Genomic DNA, 19749 nt, shown 5'->3' with positions numbered 1-19749 from the left:
GGAAACGGCTCTTTTTAAATATTTTATTCAACCAAGAGTTATGCGAAGCTTGCGATTTGGCGCAAGATATCTTACAATGTTCTAATAGGGAAAATGGAGGGTCAGTTATGGGATTTCGAACAGATACGATTGCTGCGATTTCAACCGCGATGACAAATTCCGGAATTGGAATCGTAAGAATCAGTGGTGAAGATGCATTTGATGTGATAGATAAGATTTATAAAGGAAAGAAAGATAAAATCCTGTCCGAACAGAAAAGTCATACGATTCATTATGGATACATTATGGATGGAGATGATACAATTGATGAGGTGCTGGTACTTCTGATGAGAGGACCACATAGCTATACAGGAGAAGATACGGTAGAAATTGATTGTCATGGCGGTGTATTTGTTACGAAAAAGATATTGGAAACGGTGATTAAATACGGCGCACGCCCTGCAGAACCCGGTGAATTTTCAAAGAGAGCATTCTTGAACGGAAGAATGGATCTGTCTCAGGCCGAAGCAGTGATTGACATTATCAATTCCAAGAATGAATATGCATTGAAAAGTTCTGTCAACCAGTTAAAAGGTTCGGTTCATAAGAAAATAAAAGAGATAAGAGAAGAAATTCTATATCATACTGCATTCATTGAAACTGCCCTGGACGACCCTGAGCATATCAGCGTAGATGGGTATGGGGATAAATTAAGAGGTGTTGTGGATAAGCTGATGGCAGAGATTAAGAAGCTGCTTGACACTGTGGATAATGGGAGAATAATCCGAGAGGGAATAAAGACGGTAATAGTAGGAAAGCCCAATGCAGGAAAATCTTCTCTGTTAAATACTCTGCTTGGTGAAGAAAGAGCTATCGTAACAGACATAGCCGGTACGACCCGGGATGTATTGGAAGAGAATATACAGCTCCAGGGCGTATCTTTAAATATTATGGATACTGCAGGGATACGGCATACGGAAGATATTGTAGAAAAAATCGGTGTGGATAAGGCACGTGCAAATGCAGAAGAAGCGGATTTGATTATTTATGTTGTGGATTCTTCGATTCCGTTAGATGAAAATGATTTTGAAATTATCAACATGATTCGGGAAAAACGTGCTATTATATTGCTGAATAAGACGGACTTATCCACAGTTGTTGATAAAGATGAGTTGAAAAAGTGGATAACTAAGCCGATGATTGAAATATCTGCAAAAGAAGAGACTGGAATTCATGAGTTGGAATCCACATTGAAAGAAATGTTTTATCACGGAGAGTTATCTTTTAATGATGAAATTTATATTACCAATGCCAGACATAAAGCAGCTTTAAATGATGCTTATCAGAGTCTGGGAAAAGTAATGGACAGCATAGAGAATCAAATGCCGGAGGATTTTTTTACCATTGATCTTATGGATGCATATGAATCTTTGGGAAGCATTACCGGTGAAACGATAGGAGAAGATTTGGTAAATGAAATATTCAGCAAATTCTGTATGGGAAAATAAAGATCAATATGATGTTGTTGTAGTCGGTGCAGGACATGCAGGATGTGAGGCCGCTCTGGCATCAGCGAGACTTGGACTTCGGACGATTGTATTTACGGTCAGCGTGGAAAGCATTGCCATGATGCCTTGTAACCCGAATATAGGAGGAACCTCAAAGGGACATCTTGTACGTGAGCTCGATGCACTCGGCGGTGAGATGGGAAAAACGATCGACAAGACGTTTATACAGTCGAAAATGTTAAATAAATCTAAGGGACCGGCTGTTCATTCCCTTCGTGCACAGGCTGATAAAAAGAATTACAGCAACACGATGAGAAGAACTTTGGAAAATCAGGAAAACCTGGAAGTAAAACAAGGCGAAGTGGTAAATATTCTTGTGGAAAACGGTCAGGTTACCGGAATACAGACGTATTCCGGTGCAATTTACCATTGTAAAGCGGTTGTATTGTGTACCGGAACGTATCTGAAAGCAAGATGTATTTATGGTGATGTAAGCATGCATACCGGTCCGAATGGGCTTCAGGCAGCAAATTATCTGACAGATTGTCTGAAAGATCTAGGAATAGAAATGTATCGGTTCAAAACAGGTACTCCTGCCAGAATCGATAAAAGAAGTATTGATTTCAGTAAAATGGAAGAGCAGTTTGGTGATGAAAGAGTTGTTCCTTTTTCTTTTACAACAAATCCGGAGGATGTGCAGATTGACCAGGTATCCTGCTGGCTCACTTACACAAATGAGAAGACACACGAGATTATTCGTGAAAATTTGGATCGGTCACCACTATATTCTGGAATGATAGAAGGAACAGGACCAAGATATTGTCCTTCTATTGAAGATAAAGTTGTCAAATTTGCCGATAAGAGCCGTCATCAGGTTTTCATTGAACCAGAAGGATTAGACACCAATGAAATGTATGTCGGAGGAATGTCAAGTTCTCTTCCTGAAGATGTACAGTATGCTATGTATCGGAGTGTGCCGGGACTTGAAAATGTCAAAATTGTTCGAAATGCATATGCAATTGAGTATGATTGCATAGATGCCAGACAATTATACCCGACGTTGGAGTTTAAAAAGATACGAGGATTATTCAGCGGAGGACAGTTTAACGGAAGTTCCGGGTATGAAGAGGCTGCTGCGCAGGGGTTGATTGCAGGTATAAATGCTGCGAGAGAGGTTCTGGGAAAAGAACAGATCACCATTGATCGTTCTCAGGCATATATTGGTGTACTAATTGATGATCTTGTGACGAAAGAGAGCCATGAACCTTATCGTATGATGACATCCAGGGCAGAATACAGACTTTTGTTAAGACAGGATAACGCTGATCAGAGATTAACCAAAATAGGACACGAAATAGGGTTGATATCTGACGAGAGATATCAGAAGTTTGTGGAAAAAGAGAAAATTATTTCAGAAGAAATTGAGAGACTGAAGCATGTAAATGTGGGAACATCTGAAAAAGTACAGGACCTTCTTGAAAAGTATGGAAGTACACCGCTTACATCCGGATCAACACTTGCTGAATTGATAAGAAGACCGGAACTGAATTATCAGTTGCTTGAACCGATTGATGAGCAAAGACCGGAAAAATTCAGTCAGGAAATCATCGATCAGATTGATATTAATATCAAATACGAAGGATATATAAGCCGACAGATGAAGCAGGTAGAACAGTTCAAAAAACTTGAAACAAGAAAAATTCCGGATGATATCGATTATGATGCTGTGCCCAGTTTAAGAATTGAAGCTGTACAAAAGCTGAAACAGTATAAGCCGGTTTCGATTGGACAGGCTTCCAGAATTTCCGGCGTTTCTCCGGCAGATATATCGGTTCTTCTTGTATATCTGGGACATTAGAATAAAACATAAAAGAGGCGGTTATGAGCAAAATATTTGAGCAAAAATTAAATGAAATGGGAATACAATTGAGCGAGAGACAATATCAGCAATTTAATAATTATTTTGAATTACTGATCGAGTGGAACAAAGTCATGAATCTGACTGGAATCACTGAGTATGAAGAAGTGAATGAAAAGCATTTTGTAGATAGTCTCTCTATCGTGAAAGCAGTTGATATAGGAAGTATTGAAACCGTAATGGATGTAGGAACCGGAGCTGGCTTTCCCGGCATTCCTTTAAAGATTGCTTTCCCACATTTGAAAGTAACACTTTTGGATTCATTGAATAAAAGAATTAAATTTCTGGATACAGTTATATCGGAATTAAAATTAGAAGATATCCACACAATTCATGGACGTGCAGAAGATTATGCACGAAAAGAAGAGTATAGAGAAAATTTTGATCTGGTTGTTTCCAGAGCAGTAGCAAATTTATCCACATTATCAGAGTATTGTCTTCCATATGTCAAGACAGGTGGATTATTTATTCCATATAAATCCGGCGAAATTGAGGAAGAAGTAAAGAATGCAGAAACTGCATTGAAGATTCTGGGCGGAAAGAAAAGAAAAACCGTAAAATTTCAGCTTCCCGGAAGCGATATAGGAAGAACGCTTCTGGTTGTTGAAAAAATAAAATCTACCGGAAAAAAATTTCCGAGAAAAGCAGGTCTACCTGCAAAAGAACCATTGAAGTAATAGAAAACCCGTGTATATTGCGCAATATATGAAGATGCAGTATACACGGGTTTTCTTTTGGATTATATGAGAAAAATGTTAATTTGCTCCATGAATGCTTCCGGTTTTTCAAGCTGTGGAAGGAACTTTGTTTCCGGAATGGAAATGGTTTCAATAGCAGGAACATATTTTTGATATTGTTCTGCAGTTTCTATTTGTTCCGGATTGCCCTCGCCTGTTATGATATACATACTATTTGTAATATTCTTGATGCAGTGAAGAATATTCGCATTTGTATATCTCCCTTTTATACTGGCAAAAAGATATTTAGAATGACTGCTGTCTAAATGGGCAGATTCATAATAAGCTTTCACAGACATATTGTTTATTTCTTCTATATTATAATAATAATCTGTCTGAAAGATTTCTTCAATATATTTTTCAGATTGAAGAATATTATATAATAGCGTTCCTAATATAGGAATCTGAATCAACCATTTCAAAAATACGGTTCTCTTTGTCGGTGATTTTGCTAAATCTGACAGAGAAGTAGGATTTACCATAATAATTCGGTTGATCATTTCTTCGCTTGTATTACATGCCATAACGGCAATAGACGACGAAGATCCGGTTGCAATCACATCTGTCTTTTCGTTAATTACATGTTTCACAAAATCATTTAGCATCTGAACATACAAATAATTTGTATAAGTAATATTCGGCTTATCTGAACGTCCACATCCAAGTAAATCAATTGTGTAAACCGTATGATTTTCAGCCAGCTTTCCGACACAGCGTTTCCATTCATATCCGGAACTGTGTGCATTCAAATCATGAATAAGAAGGAGTGGTGAACCTGTTCCTTGTTTCTTATAATATATTTTTCCAAAACGCCATTCATAAAAATTACCTTCCGCGTTGTTAAGAAGATTATCAATTGTAGCAATATAATATGTAATTCTATTGATTAAATGCATTGTAAGAGTGACCAATGTAGTAAGAATGGCAATGATGCTTATTTTTTTCTTCAATGTATTATCATTCCTTTCTGCTTTTAAATTGAATATATTATATCATATTTTGGTTAGTGTTGGAAGTGTTTATCATTGATATTCAGTATGTTTCACGTGAAACATTTTACATATAAATAATCGGTGGTTCTAAATAGACAAATGTTTCACGTGAAACATTTGTCTATTTATGAATTATGCTAAAATCATGTTTCACGTGAAACATTTGGTAGATTTACGAGAAAAATGGTGATACAATATGATTGTAACAAATTATATAATTTGTTATGGAAAGGGGTATTATTTTAATGGGAAGAATAATTGCAGTTGCAAATCAGAAGGGTGGAGTAGGAAAAACCACAACAGCTATTAATCTTTCTTCTTGTCTTGCTGCTAAAGGACAAAAAGTTCTTGCGGTTGATATGGATCCACAAGGTAATATGACCAGCGGACTTAGTGTTGATAAGGACGAAGTTGAGTATACTGTATATGATTTAATTATTGGAGAAGCAGATATTGAACAGGTACTCCAAAAAAATGTTTTTGACAATTTAGATGTGCTTCCAACAAATATTGATTTATCCGGTGCTGAAATAGAACTGATTGATGCCGAAAATAAAGAGTATATTCTTCGAGATGAAATATTTAAGATAAAAGATAATTATGATTTTATTATTATAGACTGTCCACCGTCACTTAGTATGCTGACAATCAATGCTATGACGACTGCGGATACGGTTCTTGTACCAATACAGTGCGAATATTATGCACTTGAGGGTTTAAGTCAGTTGATGAAAACAATTGAGTTGGTAAAATCACGTCTGAATGAACGCTTGGAAATGGAAGGCGTAGTATTTACTATGTACGATGCCAGAACAAATCTATCGCTTCAGGTGGTAGAGAATGTTAAAGATAATCTGAATCAGACGATTTATAAAACTATTATACCGAGAAATATTCGTTTGGCAGAGGCTCCCAGTCATGGATTACCTATCAATTTTTATGATCCAAAATCGACGGGTGCTGAGAGCTATATGTTATTAGCAGACGAAGTGATTCATAAAGGAGAAGATGAATAATGGCGGTGAAAAGAAGTGGACTTGGAAAAGGCCTTGACAGTCTGATTCCCGATAATAAATCATCTAAAATGGTAAAAAAAACGGTAGAAGCGCCGAAAACACCTGAAAATGTCTCGGGACAGATAATGATGAAAATTAATGAGGTTGAACCAAATCGTGAACAGCCCAGAAAAAATTTCGAAGAAGATGCATTACTAGAATTAGCAGATTCAATAAAACAATTTGGTGTATTACAACCTTTAATTGTACAAAAGAAAAAAGATTACTATGAGATCATAGCCGGTGAACGCAGATGGAGAGCAGCAAAACTGGCAGGAGTAAAAGAAATTCCTGTAATTATTAAAGAATATACGGATCAGGAAATTGTGGAAATCTCACTAATTGAAAATATTCAGCGGGAAAATCTAAATCCAATTGAAGAAGCAATGGCTTTTAAAAAGCTTTTGACAGAATTTCATTTGAAACAGGATGAAGTGGCTGAACGTGTATCAAAGAGCAGAACTGCTGTGACGAATTCCATGCGTCTGTTGAAATTAAGTGATAAAGTTCAGCAGATGATCGTAGATGATATGATTTCTACAGGACATGCCCGTGCACTTTTGGCAATTGATGATCCGGAGCAACAATATATACTTGCGAATAAGATTTTTGATGAAAAACTAAGCGTTCGAGAGACGGAAAAGCTGGTTAAGGATATCAAAAATCCTAAAAAGGAAAAACCTAAAAAAGAAATCCAGAATTCATTTGTATATGAGAATCTGGAAGAAAGAATGAAGAGTGTCATTGGCACGAAGGTTCATGTAAATCATAAACCAAATGGAAAAGGTAAAATTGAAATAGAATATTATTCAGATTCAGAATTAGAACGTATATTCGAACTTCTGATGTCGATACGCGAAGGAGAATAAGAATGGAAAGTAAGATTTTAGCTGCCATAGGTATTGATCCGGCGTTTATATTTATTTTTCTACTCGTATTGATTGTGATTCTATTTTTTATGGTTGTCAATGTAAATATGAAATATAAACGTCTGAAAAGCAGTTATTCCTCATTTATGCGAGGACGCGACGGAAAAAATCTGGAACAGAGTATCCTTGAAAAATTCGATGAACTGGATGAAATCACAGAAATTGCAAAAAAGAACCGGACAGATATCAAAGAATTATTCCGTGAAATGCAGAACAATTACCAGAAAGTAGGCATTGTAAAATATGATGCTTTCAATGAAATGGGAGGAAAACTCAGCTTTGCATTGACTCTTCTCGATGGAAATAACAGTGGCTGGGTCATCAATGCAATGCACAGCAGAGAAGGATGCTACACTTATATAAAAGAAATTGTCCGCGGCGAAAGTTACATTGAACTTGCAGAGGAAGAAGCTGAATCCTTAGAACAGGCTATTTATCAGGAAGTATATGATCCGGATGTGCAGTCTGTGATGAAATAAAAAAGAAAAAGATGTTTATTTTACAGAAAAAAAGGAAACTTTAAGAGAGAAGGAGAAACATTATGTTAGACATCAAATTTGTAAGAATGAATCCGGAAGTAGTAAAAGAAAATATTCGAAAGAAATTTCAGGATGAAAAACTTCCGTTAGTTGATGAAGTAATTGAACTTGATAAGAAAAACCGTGAAATCAAGCAGGAAGTAGAAGCACTTCGCGCTGAAAGAAATAAAATCTCAAAACAGATCGGTGCATGCATGGCTCAGGGCAAAAAAGAAGAAGCAGAAGAACTGAAAAAACAGGTACAAGCAAACGCAGAACGTGTAGAATCACTGTCTCAGGAAGAAAAAGAAGTAGAAGCAAAAATCAAACAGGACATGATGATTATTCCGAATATTATTGATCCGTCCGTACCGATCGGAAAAGATGACAGCGAAAACGTAGAAATCGAAAAATTCGGTGAACCGGTTGTTCCGGATTTTGAGATTCCGTATCACACAGAAATTATGGAAAAATTCAACGGTATCGATCTTGAAAGTGCAGGAAAAGTAGCAGGAAACGGATTCTACTATCTGATGGGAGATATTGCAAGACTTCACTCTGCAGTGATTTCTTACGCACGTGATTTCATGATCGACCGCGGATTTACTTACTGCGTACCGCCATTTATGATCCGCAGCAACGTAGTAACAGGTGTTATGAGCTTTGCTGAGATGGATTCCATGATGTATAAGATCGAAGGAGAAGATTTATACCTGATCGGAACCAGTGAACACTCCATGATCGGTAAATTTATCGACACAATGCTTGAAGAGGATAAACTTCCACAGACACTTACTTCTTATTCACCGTGTTTCCGTAAAGAAAAAGGTGCACACGGAATCGAAGAACGTGGTGTATACAGAATACATCAGTTTGAAAAACAGGAAATGATCGTCGTATGTAAGCCGGAAGACAGTAAAATCTGGTATGATAAACTGTGGCAGAATACAGTAGATCTGTTCCGTTCTCTGGATATTCCGGTACGTACACTGGAATGCTGCTCCGGAGACCTTGCAGACCTGAAAGTAAAATCCTGTGACGTAGAAGCATGGTCACCAAGACAGAAGAAATATTTTGAAGTAGGAAGCTGTTCAAACCTTGGAGATGCGCAGGCAAGACGTCTCGGCATCCGCGTAAAAGGAAATGACGGAAGCAAATATTTCGCTCATACACTGAACAATACCGTAGTAGCTCCTCCGAGAATGCTGATTGCCTTCCTTGAAAATAATCTTCAGGCTGATGGTTCTGTCAGAATTCCGGAAGTACTTCGTCCATACATGGGTGGAAAGACAGAAATCAGATAATCAATACAATGAATGAGGTAAATTGTGCATAAATATTTAAAAGCAATTGGATTTCAAAACGTAACTTCCGAAAAAGAATGGAATCGTATATTAATCCAGTCCGAAGAAGAGTTTACCGATTATCAAAGAATTTCATTGGAAGAAGAACTTGATTTTGGTGAACTTCGTAAAGAATACGGAATGGGTATAGGAATCTATTCATACGGACAGATTGATGAATATGAGACTTATACACGTGAGTATTACCTGCCGTATTTTGAAGGAAACGGAATTACCTCCTACGCAGATATAATTGTAGAAAAAAGAAGCGACAAAGAAGCATATATCGGAATATGCGAAGATGTGAAAGTCGGGGTCAGCCTGATTTTCCATCTTCAAAACGGAATCGAGTACCGGAAAGAACTGATGGCAGGAAGAATTCCGAAAAATTCCACATCCGTCACACTCTCCGGACTCGCAGTTTCCGGAACGATCCTGTTTCCTGTTATGAAAAGCAAAGAACAGGAACAGGAAATCCGCGAAGAGTCCCGAAACAGAATGATGCTTCTTAGCGCAGCAAGAGAAGGAGATTCCAAAGCAATCGAAAGTCTGACCATGGAAGATATGGATCTGTATTCGCAAGTTTCCAGAAGAGTTCAGACAGAAGATATATACAGTATTGTAGATACATATTTTATGCCATGCGGTGTAGAATGTGACCAGTATTCGATCCTGGGAGAAATTCTGGATATTGATACGGTAGAAAACAAACTGACAAAAGAAGAAATCTATGTATTTACGGTCGATGTCAATGAGCTTCGATTCGATATCTGCGTACCGGTAAAATCGGTGCTCGGTGAACCGGCGATCGGGCGAAGAATTAAGGCAGATATATGGCTTCAGGGGAAGATTAATTTGTAACTGTTCAGAGCCAAGCAGATTTGTCAAAAAAGGGCGATGAATGCTTGCATTCGTGAACACTTTTTTGTACAAATCTATTTGGCGGATACGCCACATTGAGAAAATACGAAGTGTTTTCGCGGTTGGCTCTGAACAGTTCATTAATTTTAAAAATAAAGCAGGCTGGGCTGATGTGGAAGATGACAGTTCAGTCTGTGAAAATGAAGAATGTTAGGAGTGATTGACGGGAGAGAGGAGTAATTTCTTGGTTGACAAAATGGAATTTGAAAGGTATCATTATATGTGTTCAGCTGAATTGATGATGGAATAAGATGTGTGAATTCGGTTGGGGAATGGTGGAAATTAAATAGTGGGTTCTCTTAGTTAAATGGATATAACAAGTGCCTCCTAAGGTTACGTTACAACGGTCGCCTACTAAAAACTTCATATAGGATTCAAGTTCGAGTTTCTTCGGGCTTAATCATAAATTTAGCCATGTCGCAATAGCTCAGTTGGATAGAGCACACGCCTCCTAAGGTTCAACCATGGTTGGACCCGTTGGAAAGAAAAAGGGATAAACTTGGAGTTCGATTCCAGCAATGGCGCCTGTGATGTCAGAATAAGAAATAGAGGTAATTCATCACGAGAGTGATTGGATTCATAAATATGGTTGCCGATACCAAAGAGGCTGAAAAGCCCGAAAATACGGCATTCGTTCTCATAGTTAAATGGATATAACAAGCGCCTCCTAAGGTTACGTTACAACGGCCACCTTGGAAAAACCTTAGTTGGGAGCTGAGTCCGATAATTACGGAGGCTGACAAAAAAATAAATACGTCCCAATAGCTCAGTTGGATAGAGCACACGCCTCCTAAGCGTGGGGTCGGAGGTTCAAGTCCTCTTTGGGACGCCAGCTAACAACGCCGAAAGCCTTTGTTTTCAAGGGTTTTCGGCTTTTTTTAACAAATTCCAGTGTGATTGCTGAGACGAAATAATGTTTTCAAATTTTACTTCAAATTCTGATTTTTGACAAGCCCTAAAAAATCGAACTGCTGTGATAAGAAAAAAATTTCTGCTAATTATTAGCAGAAAAAGGGCCGTTTTTGCTAATGAAAATGCGCTTCCAGCTAATTAGGCGAAAAAACGTGCTAAAAACCTTGCTAATTCAAAAGGCGGATGTTCCGAGTGCTAAGCCGTTATAAGAAATAAAATTGAATACTACCATGTACATAGAGCGTCTATTTGCCCCTGTATCGGGGATGGATAGACGCTCTTTTTTTATGCCCAAAATTCATGGGTAAATCTAAAAGATTGGAGGTTTGATTTTTGAGTAAGATCGTCTATTCCCCAGACAAGCCAAACGACTGCCGCTACTGCCATTTCTGGAATAACAATAAAACGGGCTGCTGTCTGGGCGAAGAAAATTGTTACTACTTAATCTCCGTATCCCCAAAGCCGAAGTCGGAATGTGAAGGTTGTCCTTATGGGCGGGATCATCCCTGCATCGGCTGGTGTACCAGGAAGATTATGAAGGAAGTGGGGGTGCGTTGATATGTATGAGTATGAACGCAATCGCCGTGACAAGCCGAAATGCTGCAAAGACTGCGAGTATTATCAACCCCGATGGAAGTACCGCTTCTGCTATTTTGTCAGATGTCCGTACAAACTGAAGGATACGACTTTCCGCAGAACCCCTCTGAAAAAAGAGTATTTCCCGCAGAAAGAGGTGGTGAGGATGAGTGACGTATGATTATTTCTATGGGCAGCAAGCGGAGATGTTCACATTCTACCGTGTTCCAAAGGTGTTGTTCACCGAGGATTGTTTCTGGAATGTATCAACCGATGCCAAACTGCTTTACGGGATTCTGCTTGACCGCATGAACCTCTCAGCCCGGAACGGTTGGTTGGACGAGGAAGGCCGTGTCTATATTATCTTCACCATAGAAGAAATCAAAGGTGCGTTAGGCTGTGCTGAAAAGAAAGCGGTGAAGCTGCTGGATGAGCTGGAAAAGAAATGCGGTCTGATAGAGCGTAAGCGTCAGGGACTTGGGAAACCGAACCTGATCTATGTAAAGAACTTCATTTCCGGTTCTGTGGAAAGACAATTCTTGAATTGTCAAAAGGACAATTCTGGAGTTGTCAAAAACACAATTCAAGAACTGTCAAAAGCACAAGGTAATAATACTGATACTAATTATATTGATTTTAGTGATACTGATCCTTTCTTTCCTTCCGGCTTTTTTGGAAAGGAAGTCGATGGGACTGACGAATTTACCCGATATTATCAGTATTTTTACGAACAGCTTTCTATGGACTATCTGAAACAGGATTATCCGTATGACCATGAGATACTCGATCTGATACTGCATCTGATTGTTGAAATCATGTGCAGTAACCGCAAGCAAATACGAATTGCCAGTGATGATAAGCCGATTGAAATTGTAAAAAGCAGTTTTATGAAGCTGGATTCTGAACACATCAGATTTGTATTGAGTTCTTTCAAAGAGAACACAACCGATGTTCGCAATATCAAGCAGTATCTACTTGCTTCGATATACAACGCCCCCTACACCATAAGCGCCCACTATGACGCAAAGGTCAGGCATGATATGGCTTCGGGGAAACTTGGAGGGAGGTGGTAATCATGAAGCGCACACATGAAAGAATGCGAGGTGATGAATTTTGGCGAAAAAAGCGACAGTTATCGCCGTAGTCAACCAGAAAGGCGGCACGGGAAAGACCACAACCACGGAAAATTTGGGTGTGGGACTGGCGATGGAGGGCAAAAAGGTTCTGCTGGTAGACACAGACCCGCAGGCTTCTTTAACAGTCAGTCTGGGAAATCCGTACCCGGATACCTTATCTCCCACCCTTTCCGACATGATGGGAAAGATTATGATGGAAAAGCCGATTACCCCCGGCGAAGGCATTCTTCATCACCCGGAAGGTGTGGACTTGATGCCTGCCAATATTGAACTGTCAGGTTTGGAGGTTTCCCTGGTCAATGCCATGAGCCGGGAGACCATTCTCCGTCAGTACCTGGATACGGTCAAGCAGAATTATGACTACATTCTTCTGGATTGTATGCCCTCCTTGGGTATGCTGACAGTCAATGCGTTGGCAGCTGCGGACAATGTGCTGATACCGGTTCAGGCGGCATATCTTCCGGCAAAGGGCTTGGAACAGCTGCTGGAAACCATCAACAAGGTCAGACGGCAGATTAACCCCAAATTGAAAATCGAGGGTATTCTTCTGACGATGGTAGACAGCAGAACCAATTATTCCAAGGACATCAGCAATCTGATCCGGGAAAGTTATGGAGGAAAGCTGAAAGTCTACAAGACGGACATTCCCCGTTCCGTCCGTGCGGAGGAAATCAGTGCCGAAGGAGCCAGTATCTTTAAGCACGACCCCAAAGGCAAAGTGGCTGATGCCTACCGGGTTCTGACAAAGGAGGTGTTAAACAATGCAGAAAAAAGGCGCAAACATCAGCTTGAAGGGGTACGATGATATTTTCTCTACCGACCAGTCACGAGCCGAAGCCCAGCAGGAGCGGGTGCAGGAAATTCCGCTTTCTGAATTGCACCCCTTTGAGGGACATCCCTTCCGGGTGGTAGACGATGAAGATATGATGAAAACGGTTGAGAGCGTCCGTGACTTCGGTGTTCTCACCCCAGCGATTGTCCGTCCCGACCCGGACGGCGGTTATGAGATCATCTCCGGTCACAGGCGGCACCGTGCATCAGAGCTTGCCGGGAAAGAAACCATGCCTGCTATTGTCCGTGATATGGACGATGATGCAGCCATCATCTTGATGGTTGATTCCAACTTGCAGAGAGAAACCCTTTTACCGAGTGAACGTGCATTTGCCTACCGAATGAAATTAGATGCAATAAAGCATCAAGGGCAAACTTGTGGACAAGTTGGCCACAAGTCAAGAGATGCACTGTCTGATTCGGATAGCGGCAGACAGATTCAGCGGTATATCCGTCTGACAGAGCTTATTCCTGAAATTCTGGATATGGTGGATAACGGTCAGATTAAATTCAATCCTGCCGTGGAACTTTCCTATCTCGCAAGAGAAGAACAGCAGGATTTTCTTTCTGCTATGGACTTTGCCCAGGCTGCGCCTTCTCTTTCACAGGCACAGAGAATCAAAAAACTGGCACAGGAGGGCGAGTGTACGCTGGATGCCATGTGCGAGATTATGAATGAGGTCAAAAAGGGCGAGCTGGACAGGGTGACATTCAAAACTGACTCCCTGCGGAAATACTTCCCGAAGTCCTATACCAGCAAGCAGATGGAGGATAAAATCATTCAGCTGCTGGAACAGTGGCAGAAGAAACGAGAGAAATCTATGGAAAGGTAAGGTGAATCCCGATGTTTAACGAAAGAGAAATGAGCAAAGCAATCGACTGGCTGTTTGAGCTGTTTTCTCCCGAAGATTATGAGGGGTATGATGAAGATGAGATCGGCTATGCCGGTGGTTTGTGTCTGCCGGAGGTTTGCACCGCATTGAGAGGTGCGGCACAGACGGTATATCAGTATTCCGTAACCGGTGGCTATGAGAAATGCTTCGATTACCGTGGCATGGAACTGCTTGACCAGCGTGCCTGCCTCATTATTTCCGATGTGGAACAGGCGGTTTTGGATGAAATCAAAACCACCTATGAAACCGAATTGTGGCTTATGGAGGATATGAACTTTGCCATTGTCCGCTGTGTGTCAATGCTGATCGGGTCTGACGATACCGGCTATGTGACGGAGTACCGGGCTTTCAAAAAGATTTTGAAAAGTGCGGAGGATTTGTTCTTTTCCCCAGAGGAACTGATCGAGGAACTGGAATCTATGTGTGTCCCCCAGTGGGAACATGAAGCGACTATTTATGAACTGTAACAGGTTCATGGATAGCCGCTTTTCTTATATCTGAGGAAATGGAGGTAATGAAGTTTGAAGGAATATGATGTAAAGATTACCGAGACACTGGAAAAGACGGTAACGGTGGAAGCCAAGTCCCGTGCTGATGCAGAAGAACAGGTCAGATCAGCCTACTACAATTCCGAGTACATTCTGGACTCCGAGAACTTTACCGGCGTCGAGTTTGGCACTACGGAGGAACGTGAAATTCAGCAGGAACAGGCTGAGACAATGACGGTTCTTCTGGTAAAGCCCCACATGTATCCCCAGCAGGTTCAGATCGGCTGCGATTTGGAGGATTTGCAGAAAGCTGTCGGTGGCGACATTGAAGCTGTTTACCCTTTTAATGAGCCTGTCGCATTGGTGATGCACGATGAGGGAAAAATCATGGGGAAAGACCTGAATCGTGCGCTGCGGGACGGAGACGGCGAGATCTACGACATCATCGCCGGTGACTTTCTGGTTGTCGGTTTGGGTGAGGAGGATTTTTCCTCCCTTTCCCCGGAGCTGATGAAGCAGTTTGAAGAACATTTCCATCAGCCTGAAACCTTCGTCCGCATGGGGCGCAGTATTATGGCGCTGCCATTGCCCGATGATATGGTCAAAAAAGAAGATGCGCCTATCAAGGCTGACCCTGCCCCACGCAAGAGCAGCCCTGATCGAGATGCGCTGTAAGGAGGCATCATGGAAAGAAGCTCAACGATTGCAGAGCTGATGGAACGCCGCAGGATACAGGCAGGAGCCAAGGAGTATCAGGGACACACCTATATGGACCTGGCAAGATTCGATGAAGCCACAAAGCATATGATTATCTTTGATGTGCTGACCAACGAATCCCCTGTTGGATGGAAAGGCGAAAGAAACCGTCTGTATCTGAGCGAAGCCGGGTATCAGAAAGCTCTGGACAACCAGAAAGCCGGGAACATCAAGATTATCAGTCATGCCAATGTTGCCAGAGGAAATCTGTATTACGACCGCAGAGATATGGCACGATGATGTTCACTCTACTGCTTGCAGGAGGTGATGATTCATGCAGGAAGAAGTTGAAAACAGGACAATCAATCTGGCAATCAGCACGACCCGGCTGACTGCTCGAAGTATCATTGCCGGTATTCGCAAGTATTTGCAGCACCGTGAAAAGGTCAAGGCGAGAAAAGGAACCAGAGATACGGCGGTTCACGGAAAACAATCCGTGAAGCAGCTGCTGGGACAGAATCAGGGTGCCACCAATGTGGAAATTGATAAGGATGGCATCCGGGATTTTGAAAGGCTCGCCAGGAAATACGGCGTGGACTTTGCCGTAAGAAAAGATAAGTCCGTTGATCCTCCCCGTTATCTTGTCTTTGTCCGTTCCAAGGACGCAGATGCCCTGGATGCTATCTGCAAGGAACATCAGGCAAGGTTATTGACGAAGGATAAGAAACCGAGCGTTCTGGCACAGCTGAAGAAGTTTAAAGAGATGGTAGCAGCTATCCCCAGGAAGGTTCGGGAAAAGAAACAGGAGCGTGATTTGTGATGAACAGAATCAATCTGAAAAAGCTCCTGATTCTGAACATTCCGTATATTCTGGTGGGACTATTTGCAACGAATTTTGGAGAAGCATGGCGATTGGCTGAGGGTGCAGATTCTTCTGCAAAAATCCTCAGCTTTTTTTATGCCCTTCCGGTTGCTCTGGGCAATCCACTCCCCAGCTTTCATCCGCTGGATTTGCTGGTAGGAATTGCCTGTGGCGCAGGGCTTCGGCTTGCGGTTTATCTGAAAAGCAAAAACGCCAAGAAGTACCGGCACAATGTGGAGTATGGTTCTGCCCGTTGGGGTACAGCCAAAGACATTGAGCCGTTCACCGCTCCAAAGTTTGAGGACAATATTATCCTGACGAAAACGGAACGGCTGATGATGTCCAACCGACCGAAGAATCCTGCCAATGCCAGAAACAAAAATGTTTTGATTATCGGAGGTTCAGGTTCAGGAAAAACAAGGTTCTGGCTGAAACCGAATCTTCTCCAGATGCACTCCAGCTATGTTGTCACAGACCCGAAAGGCAGCATTGTCATCGAGTGCGGCAATGCTTTGTTGAAGCATGGCTATAACATCAAGATTTTCAACACCATCAACTTTAGAAAGTCGATGCACTACAATCCATTCGCCTATATCCATTCAGAAAAAGACATTCTGAAGCTGGTGACGACATTGATTGCCAATACCAAAGGCGACGGGAAAGCCGGTGACGAGTTCTGGACGAAAGCAGAGACCCTTCTGTACTGCGCCCTGATTGGGTATATCCACTATGAAGCGCCGGTTGAGGAACAGAACTTCTCCACTCTGATTGAGTTCTTAAACGCAATGGAGGTGCGTGAGGACGATGAGGAGTTCCAGAATCCGGTTGATCTGATGTTTGAAGCTCTGGAAAAGAAAAAGCCAAATCATTTTGCAGTTCGCCAATATAAGAAGTACAAGCTGGCTGCCGGCAAGACAGCTAAGAGTATCTTGATTAGCTGTGGTGCAAGACTTGCTCCCTTCGATATTCAGGAAGTCAGGGACATTACAGCCTATGACGAATTGCAGTTAGATACCCTCGGAGACAAGAAAACAGCACTGTTCCTGATTATGTCGGACACGGATGCGACTTTTAATTTCCTGATCTCCATGATTTATACCCAGCTGTTCAACCTGCTCTGCGAAAAAGCAGATGATGTGTATGGCGGCAGACTGCCGGTTCATGTGCGCTGTCTGATTGATGAAGCGGCAAATATCGGTCAGATTCCCAATCTGGAAAAGCTGGTTGCGACCATCCGGAGCCGTGAAATCTCTGCCTGTCTCGTCCTTCAGGCACAGTCTCAGCTGAAAGCCATTTATAAGGACAACTCGGATACTATCATCGGCAACATGGATTCCCGTATTTTCCTTGGCGGTTCTGAGCCGACCACGTTGAAAGAACTGAATCAGGCACTTGGGAAAGAGACCATCGACACCTACAACACCTCAAATACCAGAGGTAACAGCCCGTCCTACGGCATGAATTATCAGAAGCTGGGGAAAGACCTTGCTACTGTGGATGAGCTGGCAGTTCTGGATGGTGGTAAGTGCATCTTGCAGCTGCGTGGTGTGAGACCGTTTCTGTCTGACAAGTACGATCTGACACAGCATCCGAACTATAAGTACACATCAGACTTCGACAAAAAGAATGAGTTCAACATCGAACAGTTTCTGAGTCGTAGATTGAAATTAAAGGCAGGTGATGAATTTGTAGTCGTCGATGCCGATTAACGAAGGAGGCTTGCATTTGGAAAATCTGAAAACGGTATCTGCTCTGGTTAAAAACATTTTGGAGCATGATACCAAGGCAAGAAATACAGACAATCATCTGTATCTGAAAGTGCTGGAACACTATTCCGGTCTGCGAGGAATCGACATTCGCTCTATGCCGGTTCCCGTGTTTTTGAAGGAACTGGACAATCACAGGTTTCCGGGATTTGAAACCGTTCGCAGAAGCAGACAGAAGGTGCAGGCGACCTACCCTGAACTTGCCCCTACGGAAAGTGTGGGCAGAAAACGCAGTAAAAATGAAATGGTCTACAAGAATTTTGCTCTGAGTGAAGTGTAACTTCGGTCAGGGCTTTTCTTTTTGCCAAGAAAGGTGGTGGTGATAGATATGATTGCAGTTGAATAGTCTCGTTGTCTCTGCCCTCCGACCGGTTCTCCGGTATTGTGGAGGGCTTTTTTCATTTCAAAATCCATTTCAAATATCAGGAGGAAACGTATATGGCATTTTTCAACAGCGCAGTAACCGTTCTTCAGACTCTCGTTATCGCTCTCGGCGCAGGTCTCGGCATCTGGGGTGCAATCAACCTGCTTGAAGGCTACGGCAACGACAACCCCGGCGCAAAGTCCCAGGGCATGAAGCAGCTCATGGCTGGTGGCGGTGTCGCTCTCATCGGTACTACCCTTGTACCTCTGCTCTCCGGTCTCTTCGGCTAATCAGCCGCTGGAAGCTCAAGAACCAATCAATCACGGGTTGGGATAGAAGCTCCCAACCCTATTTTCTATCAAGGAGGAAAAATATATGGCATTTTTCAACAGCGCAGTAACTGTTCTTCAGACCCTCGTTATCGCCCTCGGCGCAGGTCTCGGCATCTGGGGAGCCATCAACCTGCTGGAAGGCTACGGCAACGACAACCCCGGCGCAAAGTCTCAGGGCATGAAGCAGTTCATGGCTAATTAAAGGGAACAAAAAGAAAGGAAAAGCACAATCCAGACGGTATCAGCGGCAGGCTACAAGAATAAATTGTGATTTCACAAGATTGGTGTTATAATAAGAGAAAAGTTCCTGCCGGGGCAGTCGTCCCGGTGGTATGGATAGAAAGGCAGGAAAACAATATGCACATCAGCTATAAACCACTCTGGCACACACTGTTAGAGCGTGATATGAGGAAAGAGGATTTAAGGCTTGCCGCTGGTATGACAACGAATATGATTGCCAACATGAGCAAAGAGGGAAAGCACATCAGCATGGACACATTAGCCCGTATCTGTGAAACGCTGAATTGTGAGATTACCGATGTGATTGAGTTAGTACCAGACGAGCCTGCTTCCACAGGAGGTAAGAAACATGAGCGAATTGAAACCAAGAATAACGGAAAACGGAATTGATTATATCCTTGTCGGAGATTACTACATCCCGGACTTGAAACTGTCGGAAGAACGCCGCCCCATCGGAAAGTATGGACGGATGCACCGGGAATATTTAAGAGAAGTCCACCCAGCCAGATTGAACACATTGGTACTGACCGGAGAATTGTGGACATATCTTGCAGACCTGAACGAACAGGCACAGGAACGGTTAGACACTATCATGGAGCAAATGAAAGCTGCCGAGGGCGTGACCGAGGACTTGAAGCGTACCCGTCAAATGGAATGGGTGCAGCGGTGCAATAATATCCACAACCGGGCAGAAGAAATTGTTTTGCATGAGATGATTTATTCATAACGGTATGATAGAATGATTATGACAAA

General features: G+C 42.0%; 24 protein-coding genes and 1 tRNA gene. 24 read left to right on the top strand and 1 reads right to left on the bottom strand.

Going from position 1 to position 19749, the window contains the following annotated elements; genetic code table 11:
• The first annotated feature begins 107 nt into the window (after positions 1–107).
• From mnmE to rsmG, 3 genes are read left to right on the top strand one after another with little or no spacing between them, the layout of a single operon-like run.
• Positions 108–1487 (top strand): tRNA uridine-5-carboxymethylaminomethyl(34) synthesis GTPase MnmE, encoded by a 1380-nt coding sequence (gene mnmE / locus ACTNBR_RS03510; protein ID WP_427807296.1) that lies wholly within the window; start codon positions 108–110, stop codon positions 1485–1487.
• On the top strand, positions 1453–3345 hold the full coding sequence (gene mnmG, locus ACTNBR_RS03505) for a tRNA uridine-5-carboxymethylaminomethyl(34) synthesis enzyme MnmG (RefSeq protein WP_427807294.1): 1893 nt from the start codon (positions 1453–1455) through the stop codon (positions 3343–3345). Before mnmE ends, mnmG begins: the two co-directional genes overlap by 35 nt.
• A 23-nt stretch (positions 3346–3368) precedes the next feature.
• Positions 3369–4082 (top strand): 16S rRNA (guanine(527)-N(7))-methyltransferase RsmG, encoded by a 714-nt coding sequence (gene rsmG, locus ACTNBR_RS03500; RefSeq protein ID WP_427807292.1) that lies wholly within the window; start codon positions 3369–3371, stop codon positions 4080–4082.
• 62 nt (positions 4083–4144) lie between these two features.
• On the opposite strand, the gene ACTNBR_RS03495 is transcribed toward rsmG, so the two are convergent.
• Positions 4145–5092 carry an alpha/beta fold hydrolase gene (locus tag ACTNBR_RS03495; RefSeq protein WP_441016444.1) on the bottom strand — a complete coding sequence of 316 codons (948 nt, stop codon included), beginning with the start codon at positions 5090–5092 and terminating at the stop codon, positions 4145–4147.
• A 287-nt stretch (positions 5093–5379) separates the two neighbouring features.
• Between ACTNBR_RS03495 and ACTNBR_RS03490 the strand changes: the two genes are divergently transcribed.
• The 21 genes from ACTNBR_RS03490 to ACTNBR_RS03390 all read left to right on the top strand — a co-directional run bounded on the left by ACTNBR_RS03490 (position 5380) and on the right by ACTNBR_RS03390 (position 19723).
• A complete protein-coding gene (locus tag ACTNBR_RS03490) occupies positions 5380–6150 on the top strand; it encodes a ParA family protein (protein WP_427807290.1) in 771 nt (256 codons plus the stop codon).
• Positions 6150–7058, top strand: coding sequence for a ParB/RepB/Spo0J family partition protein (locus ACTNBR_RS03485; protein WP_427807289.1), 909 nt, complete (start codon positions 6150–6152; stop codon positions 7056–7058). Before ACTNBR_RS03490 ends, ACTNBR_RS03485 begins: the two co-directional genes overlap by 1 nt.
• 2 nt (positions 7059–7060) lie before the next feature.
• Complete coding sequence (locus ACTNBR_RS03480; protein WP_427807288.1) at positions 7061–7597, top strand: DUF4446 family protein; 537 nt, start codon at positions 7061–7063, stop codon at positions 7595–7597.
• A 62-nt stretch (positions 7598–7659) separates the two neighbouring features.
• Positions 7660–8940, top strand: a complete 1281-nt coding sequence (gene serS / locus ACTNBR_RS03475; RefSeq protein WP_427819309.1) for a serine--tRNA ligase — start codon at positions 7660–7662, stop codon at positions 8938–8940.
• Between the two features lie 24 nt (positions 8941–8964).
• Positions 8965–9840 carry a DUF3881 family protein gene (locus tag ACTNBR_RS03470; protein ID WP_427807285.1) on the top strand — a complete coding sequence of 292 codons (876 nt, stop codon included), beginning with the start codon at positions 8965–8967 and terminating at the stop codon, positions 9838–9840.
• A gap of 815 nt (positions 9841–10655) precedes the next feature.
• Positions 10656–10732, top strand: a tRNA-Arg gene (locus ACTNBR_RS03465).
• 413 nt (positions 10733–11145) lie between these two features.
• Positions 11146–11370, top strand: a complete 225-nt coding sequence (locus ACTNBR_RS03460) for a hypothetical protein (RefSeq protein ID WP_441016438.1) — start codon at positions 11146–11148, stop codon at positions 11368–11370.
• A gap of 1 nt (position 11371) precedes the next feature.
• Positions 11372–11569, top strand: coding sequence for a hypothetical protein (locus ACTNBR_RS03455; RefSeq protein ID WP_075671632.1), 198 nt, complete (start codon positions 11372–11374; stop codon positions 11567–11569).
• Positions 11559–12461 carry a DUF6017 domain-containing protein gene (locus tag ACTNBR_RS03450; protein WP_441016435.1) on the top strand — a complete coding sequence of 301 codons (903 nt, stop codon included), beginning with the start codon at positions 11559–11561 and terminating at the stop codon, positions 12459–12461. The genes ACTNBR_RS03455 and ACTNBR_RS03450 overlap by 11 nt, the downstream gene beginning before the upstream one ends.
• 40 nt (positions 12462–12501) lie before the next feature.
• Complete coding sequence (locus tag ACTNBR_RS03445; RefSeq protein ID WP_441016432.1) at positions 12502–13329, top strand: ParA family protein; 828 nt, start codon at positions 12502–12504, stop codon at positions 13327–13329.
• Positions 13286–14188, top strand: a complete 903-nt coding sequence (locus tag ACTNBR_RS03440; RefSeq protein WP_441016430.1) for a ParB/RepB/Spo0J family partition protein — start codon at positions 13286–13288, stop codon at positions 14186–14188. The genes ACTNBR_RS03445 and ACTNBR_RS03440 overlap by 44 nt, the downstream gene beginning before the upstream one ends.
• An 11-nt stretch (positions 14189–14199) precedes the next feature.
• Positions 14200–14715: a hypothetical protein gene (locus tag ACTNBR_RS03435; protein WP_441016427.1), complete on the top strand. Its 516-nt coding sequence runs from the start codon at positions 14200–14202 to the stop codon at positions 14713–14715.
• A 54-nt stretch (positions 14716–14769) separates the two neighbouring features.
• Positions 14770–15411 carry a DUF3846 domain-containing protein gene (locus tag ACTNBR_RS03430; RefSeq protein ID WP_441016424.1) on the top strand — a complete coding sequence of 214 codons (642 nt, stop codon included), beginning with the start codon at positions 14770–14772 and terminating at the stop codon, positions 15409–15411.
• A 9-nt stretch (positions 15412–15420) separates the two neighbouring features.
• Positions 15421–15732 carry a DUF5720 family protein gene (locus tag ACTNBR_RS03425; RefSeq protein ID WP_112116307.1) on the top strand — a complete coding sequence of 104 codons (312 nt, stop codon included), beginning with the start codon at positions 15421–15423 and terminating at the stop codon, positions 15730–15732.
• A gap of 34 nt (positions 15733–15766) precedes the next feature.
• Positions 15767–16252 carry a PcfB family protein gene (locus tag ACTNBR_RS03420; RefSeq protein ID WP_441016421.1) on the top strand — a complete coding sequence of 162 codons (486 nt, stop codon included), beginning with the start codon at positions 15767–15769 and terminating at the stop codon, positions 16250–16252.
• Positions 16252–18003, top strand: coding sequence for a VirD4-like conjugal transfer protein, CD1115 family (locus tag ACTNBR_RS03415; RefSeq protein WP_441016418.1), 1752 nt, complete (start codon positions 16252–16254; stop codon positions 18001–18003). The genes ACTNBR_RS03420 and ACTNBR_RS03415 overlap by 1 nt, the downstream gene beginning before the upstream one ends.
• Positions 18004–18019: 16 nt before the next feature.
• Complete coding sequence (locus ACTNBR_RS03410; RefSeq protein WP_418470174.1) at positions 18020–18340, top strand: hypothetical protein; 321 nt, start codon at positions 18020–18022, stop codon at positions 18338–18340.
• A 158-nt stretch (positions 18341–18498) separates the two neighbouring features.
• Positions 18499–18714, top strand: a complete 216-nt coding sequence (locus ACTNBR_RS03405) for a Maff2 family mobile element protein (RefSeq protein WP_002576404.1) — start codon at positions 18499–18501, stop codon at positions 18712–18714.
• Positions 18715–18799: 85 nt separating this feature from the next.
• The gene (locus ACTNBR_RS03400; RefSeq protein WP_005929973.1) at positions 18800–18958 is read left to right on the top strand and encodes a Maff2 family mobile element protein; all 159 of its coding nucleotides are present in this window, start codon (positions 18800–18802) and stop codon (positions 18956–18958) included.
• 155 nt (positions 18959–19113) lie between these two features.
• Positions 19114–19386, top strand: a complete 273-nt coding sequence (locus ACTNBR_RS03395; RefSeq protein WP_040341765.1) for a helix-turn-helix domain-containing protein — start codon at positions 19114–19116, stop codon at positions 19384–19386.
• The gene (locus ACTNBR_RS03390; RefSeq protein WP_040341768.1) at positions 19346–19723 is read left to right on the top strand and encodes a TnpV protein; all 378 of its coding nucleotides are present in this window, start codon (positions 19346–19348) and stop codon (positions 19721–19723) included. The genes ACTNBR_RS03395 and ACTNBR_RS03390 overlap by 41 nt, the downstream gene beginning before the upstream one ends.
• The last annotated feature ends 26 nt before the right edge of the window (positions 19724–19749 follow it).

Origin of the sequence: Bariatricus sp. HCP28S3_F11 (assembly GCF_052065395.1) — a bacterium.
Lineage (GTDB): Bacteria > Bacillota > Clostridia > Lachnospirales > Lachnospiraceae > Allocoprococcus.
This window is presented reverse-complemented; position numbering and strand designations above follow the sequence as displayed.

Bases quoted from the DNA above. Each gene is read 5' to 3' on its own strand.
- mnmE (WP_427807296.1), top strand. From the start codon at position 108: ATGGGATTTCGAACAGATACGATTGCTGCGATTTCAACCGCGATGACA.
- mnmG (WP_427807294.1), top strand. From the start codon at position 1,453: ATGAAATATTCAGCAAATTCTGTATGGGAAAATAAAGATCAATATGAT.
- rsmG (WP_427807292.1), top strand. From the start codon at position 3,369: ATGAGCAAAATATTTGAGCAAAAATTAAATGAAATGGGAATACAATTG.
- ACTNBR_RS03490 (WP_427807290.1), top strand. From the start codon at position 5,380: ATGGGAAGAATAATTGCAGTTGCAAATCAGAAGGGTGGAGTAGGAAAA.
- ACTNBR_RS03485 (WP_427807289.1), top strand. From the start codon at position 6,150: ATGGCGGTGAAAAGAAGTGGACTTGGAAAAGGCCTTGACAGTCTGATT.
- ACTNBR_RS03480 (WP_427807288.1), top strand. From the start codon at position 7,061: ATGGAAAGTAAGATTTTAGCTGCCATAGGTATTGATCCGGCGTTTATA.
- serS (WP_427819309.1), top strand. From the start codon at position 7,660: ATGTTAGACATCAAATTTGTAAGAATGAATCCGGAAGTAGTAAAAGAA.
- ACTNBR_RS03455 (WP_075671632.1), top strand. From the start codon at position 11,372: ATGTATGAGTATGAACGCAATCGCCGTGACAAGCCGAAATGCTGCAAA.
- ACTNBR_RS03440 (WP_441016430.1), top strand. From the start codon at position 13,286: ATGCAGAAAAAAGGCGCAAACATCAGCTTGAAGGGGTACGATGATATT.
- ACTNBR_RS03435 (WP_441016427.1), top strand. From the start codon at position 14,200: ATGTTTAACGAAAGAGAAATGAGCAAAGCAATCGACTGGCTGTTTGAG.
- ACTNBR_RS03425 (WP_112116307.1), top strand. From the start codon at position 15,421: ATGGAAAGAAGCTCAACGATTGCAGAGCTGATGGAACGCCGCAGGATA.
- ACTNBR_RS03420 (WP_441016421.1), top strand. From the start codon at position 15,767: ATGCAGGAAGAAGTTGAAAACAGGACAATCAATCTGGCAATCAGCACG.
- ACTNBR_RS03415 (WP_441016418.1), top strand. From the start codon at position 16,252: ATGAACAGAATCAATCTGAAAAAGCTCCTGATTCTGAACATTCCGTAT.
- ACTNBR_RS03405 (WP_002576404.1), top strand. From the start codon at position 18,499: ATGGCATTTTTCAACAGCGCAGTAACCGTTCTTCAGACTCTCGTTATC.
- ACTNBR_RS03400 (WP_005929973.1), top strand. From the start codon at position 18,800: ATGGCATTTTTCAACAGCGCAGTAACTGTTCTTCAGACCCTCGTTATC.
- ACTNBR_RS03395 (WP_040341765.1), top strand. From the start codon at position 19,114: ATGCACATCAGCTATAAACCACTCTGGCACACACTGTTAGAGCGTGAT.
- ACTNBR_RS03390 (WP_040341768.1), top strand. From the start codon at position 19,346: ATGAGCGAATTGAAACCAAGAATAACGGAAAACGGAATTGATTATATC.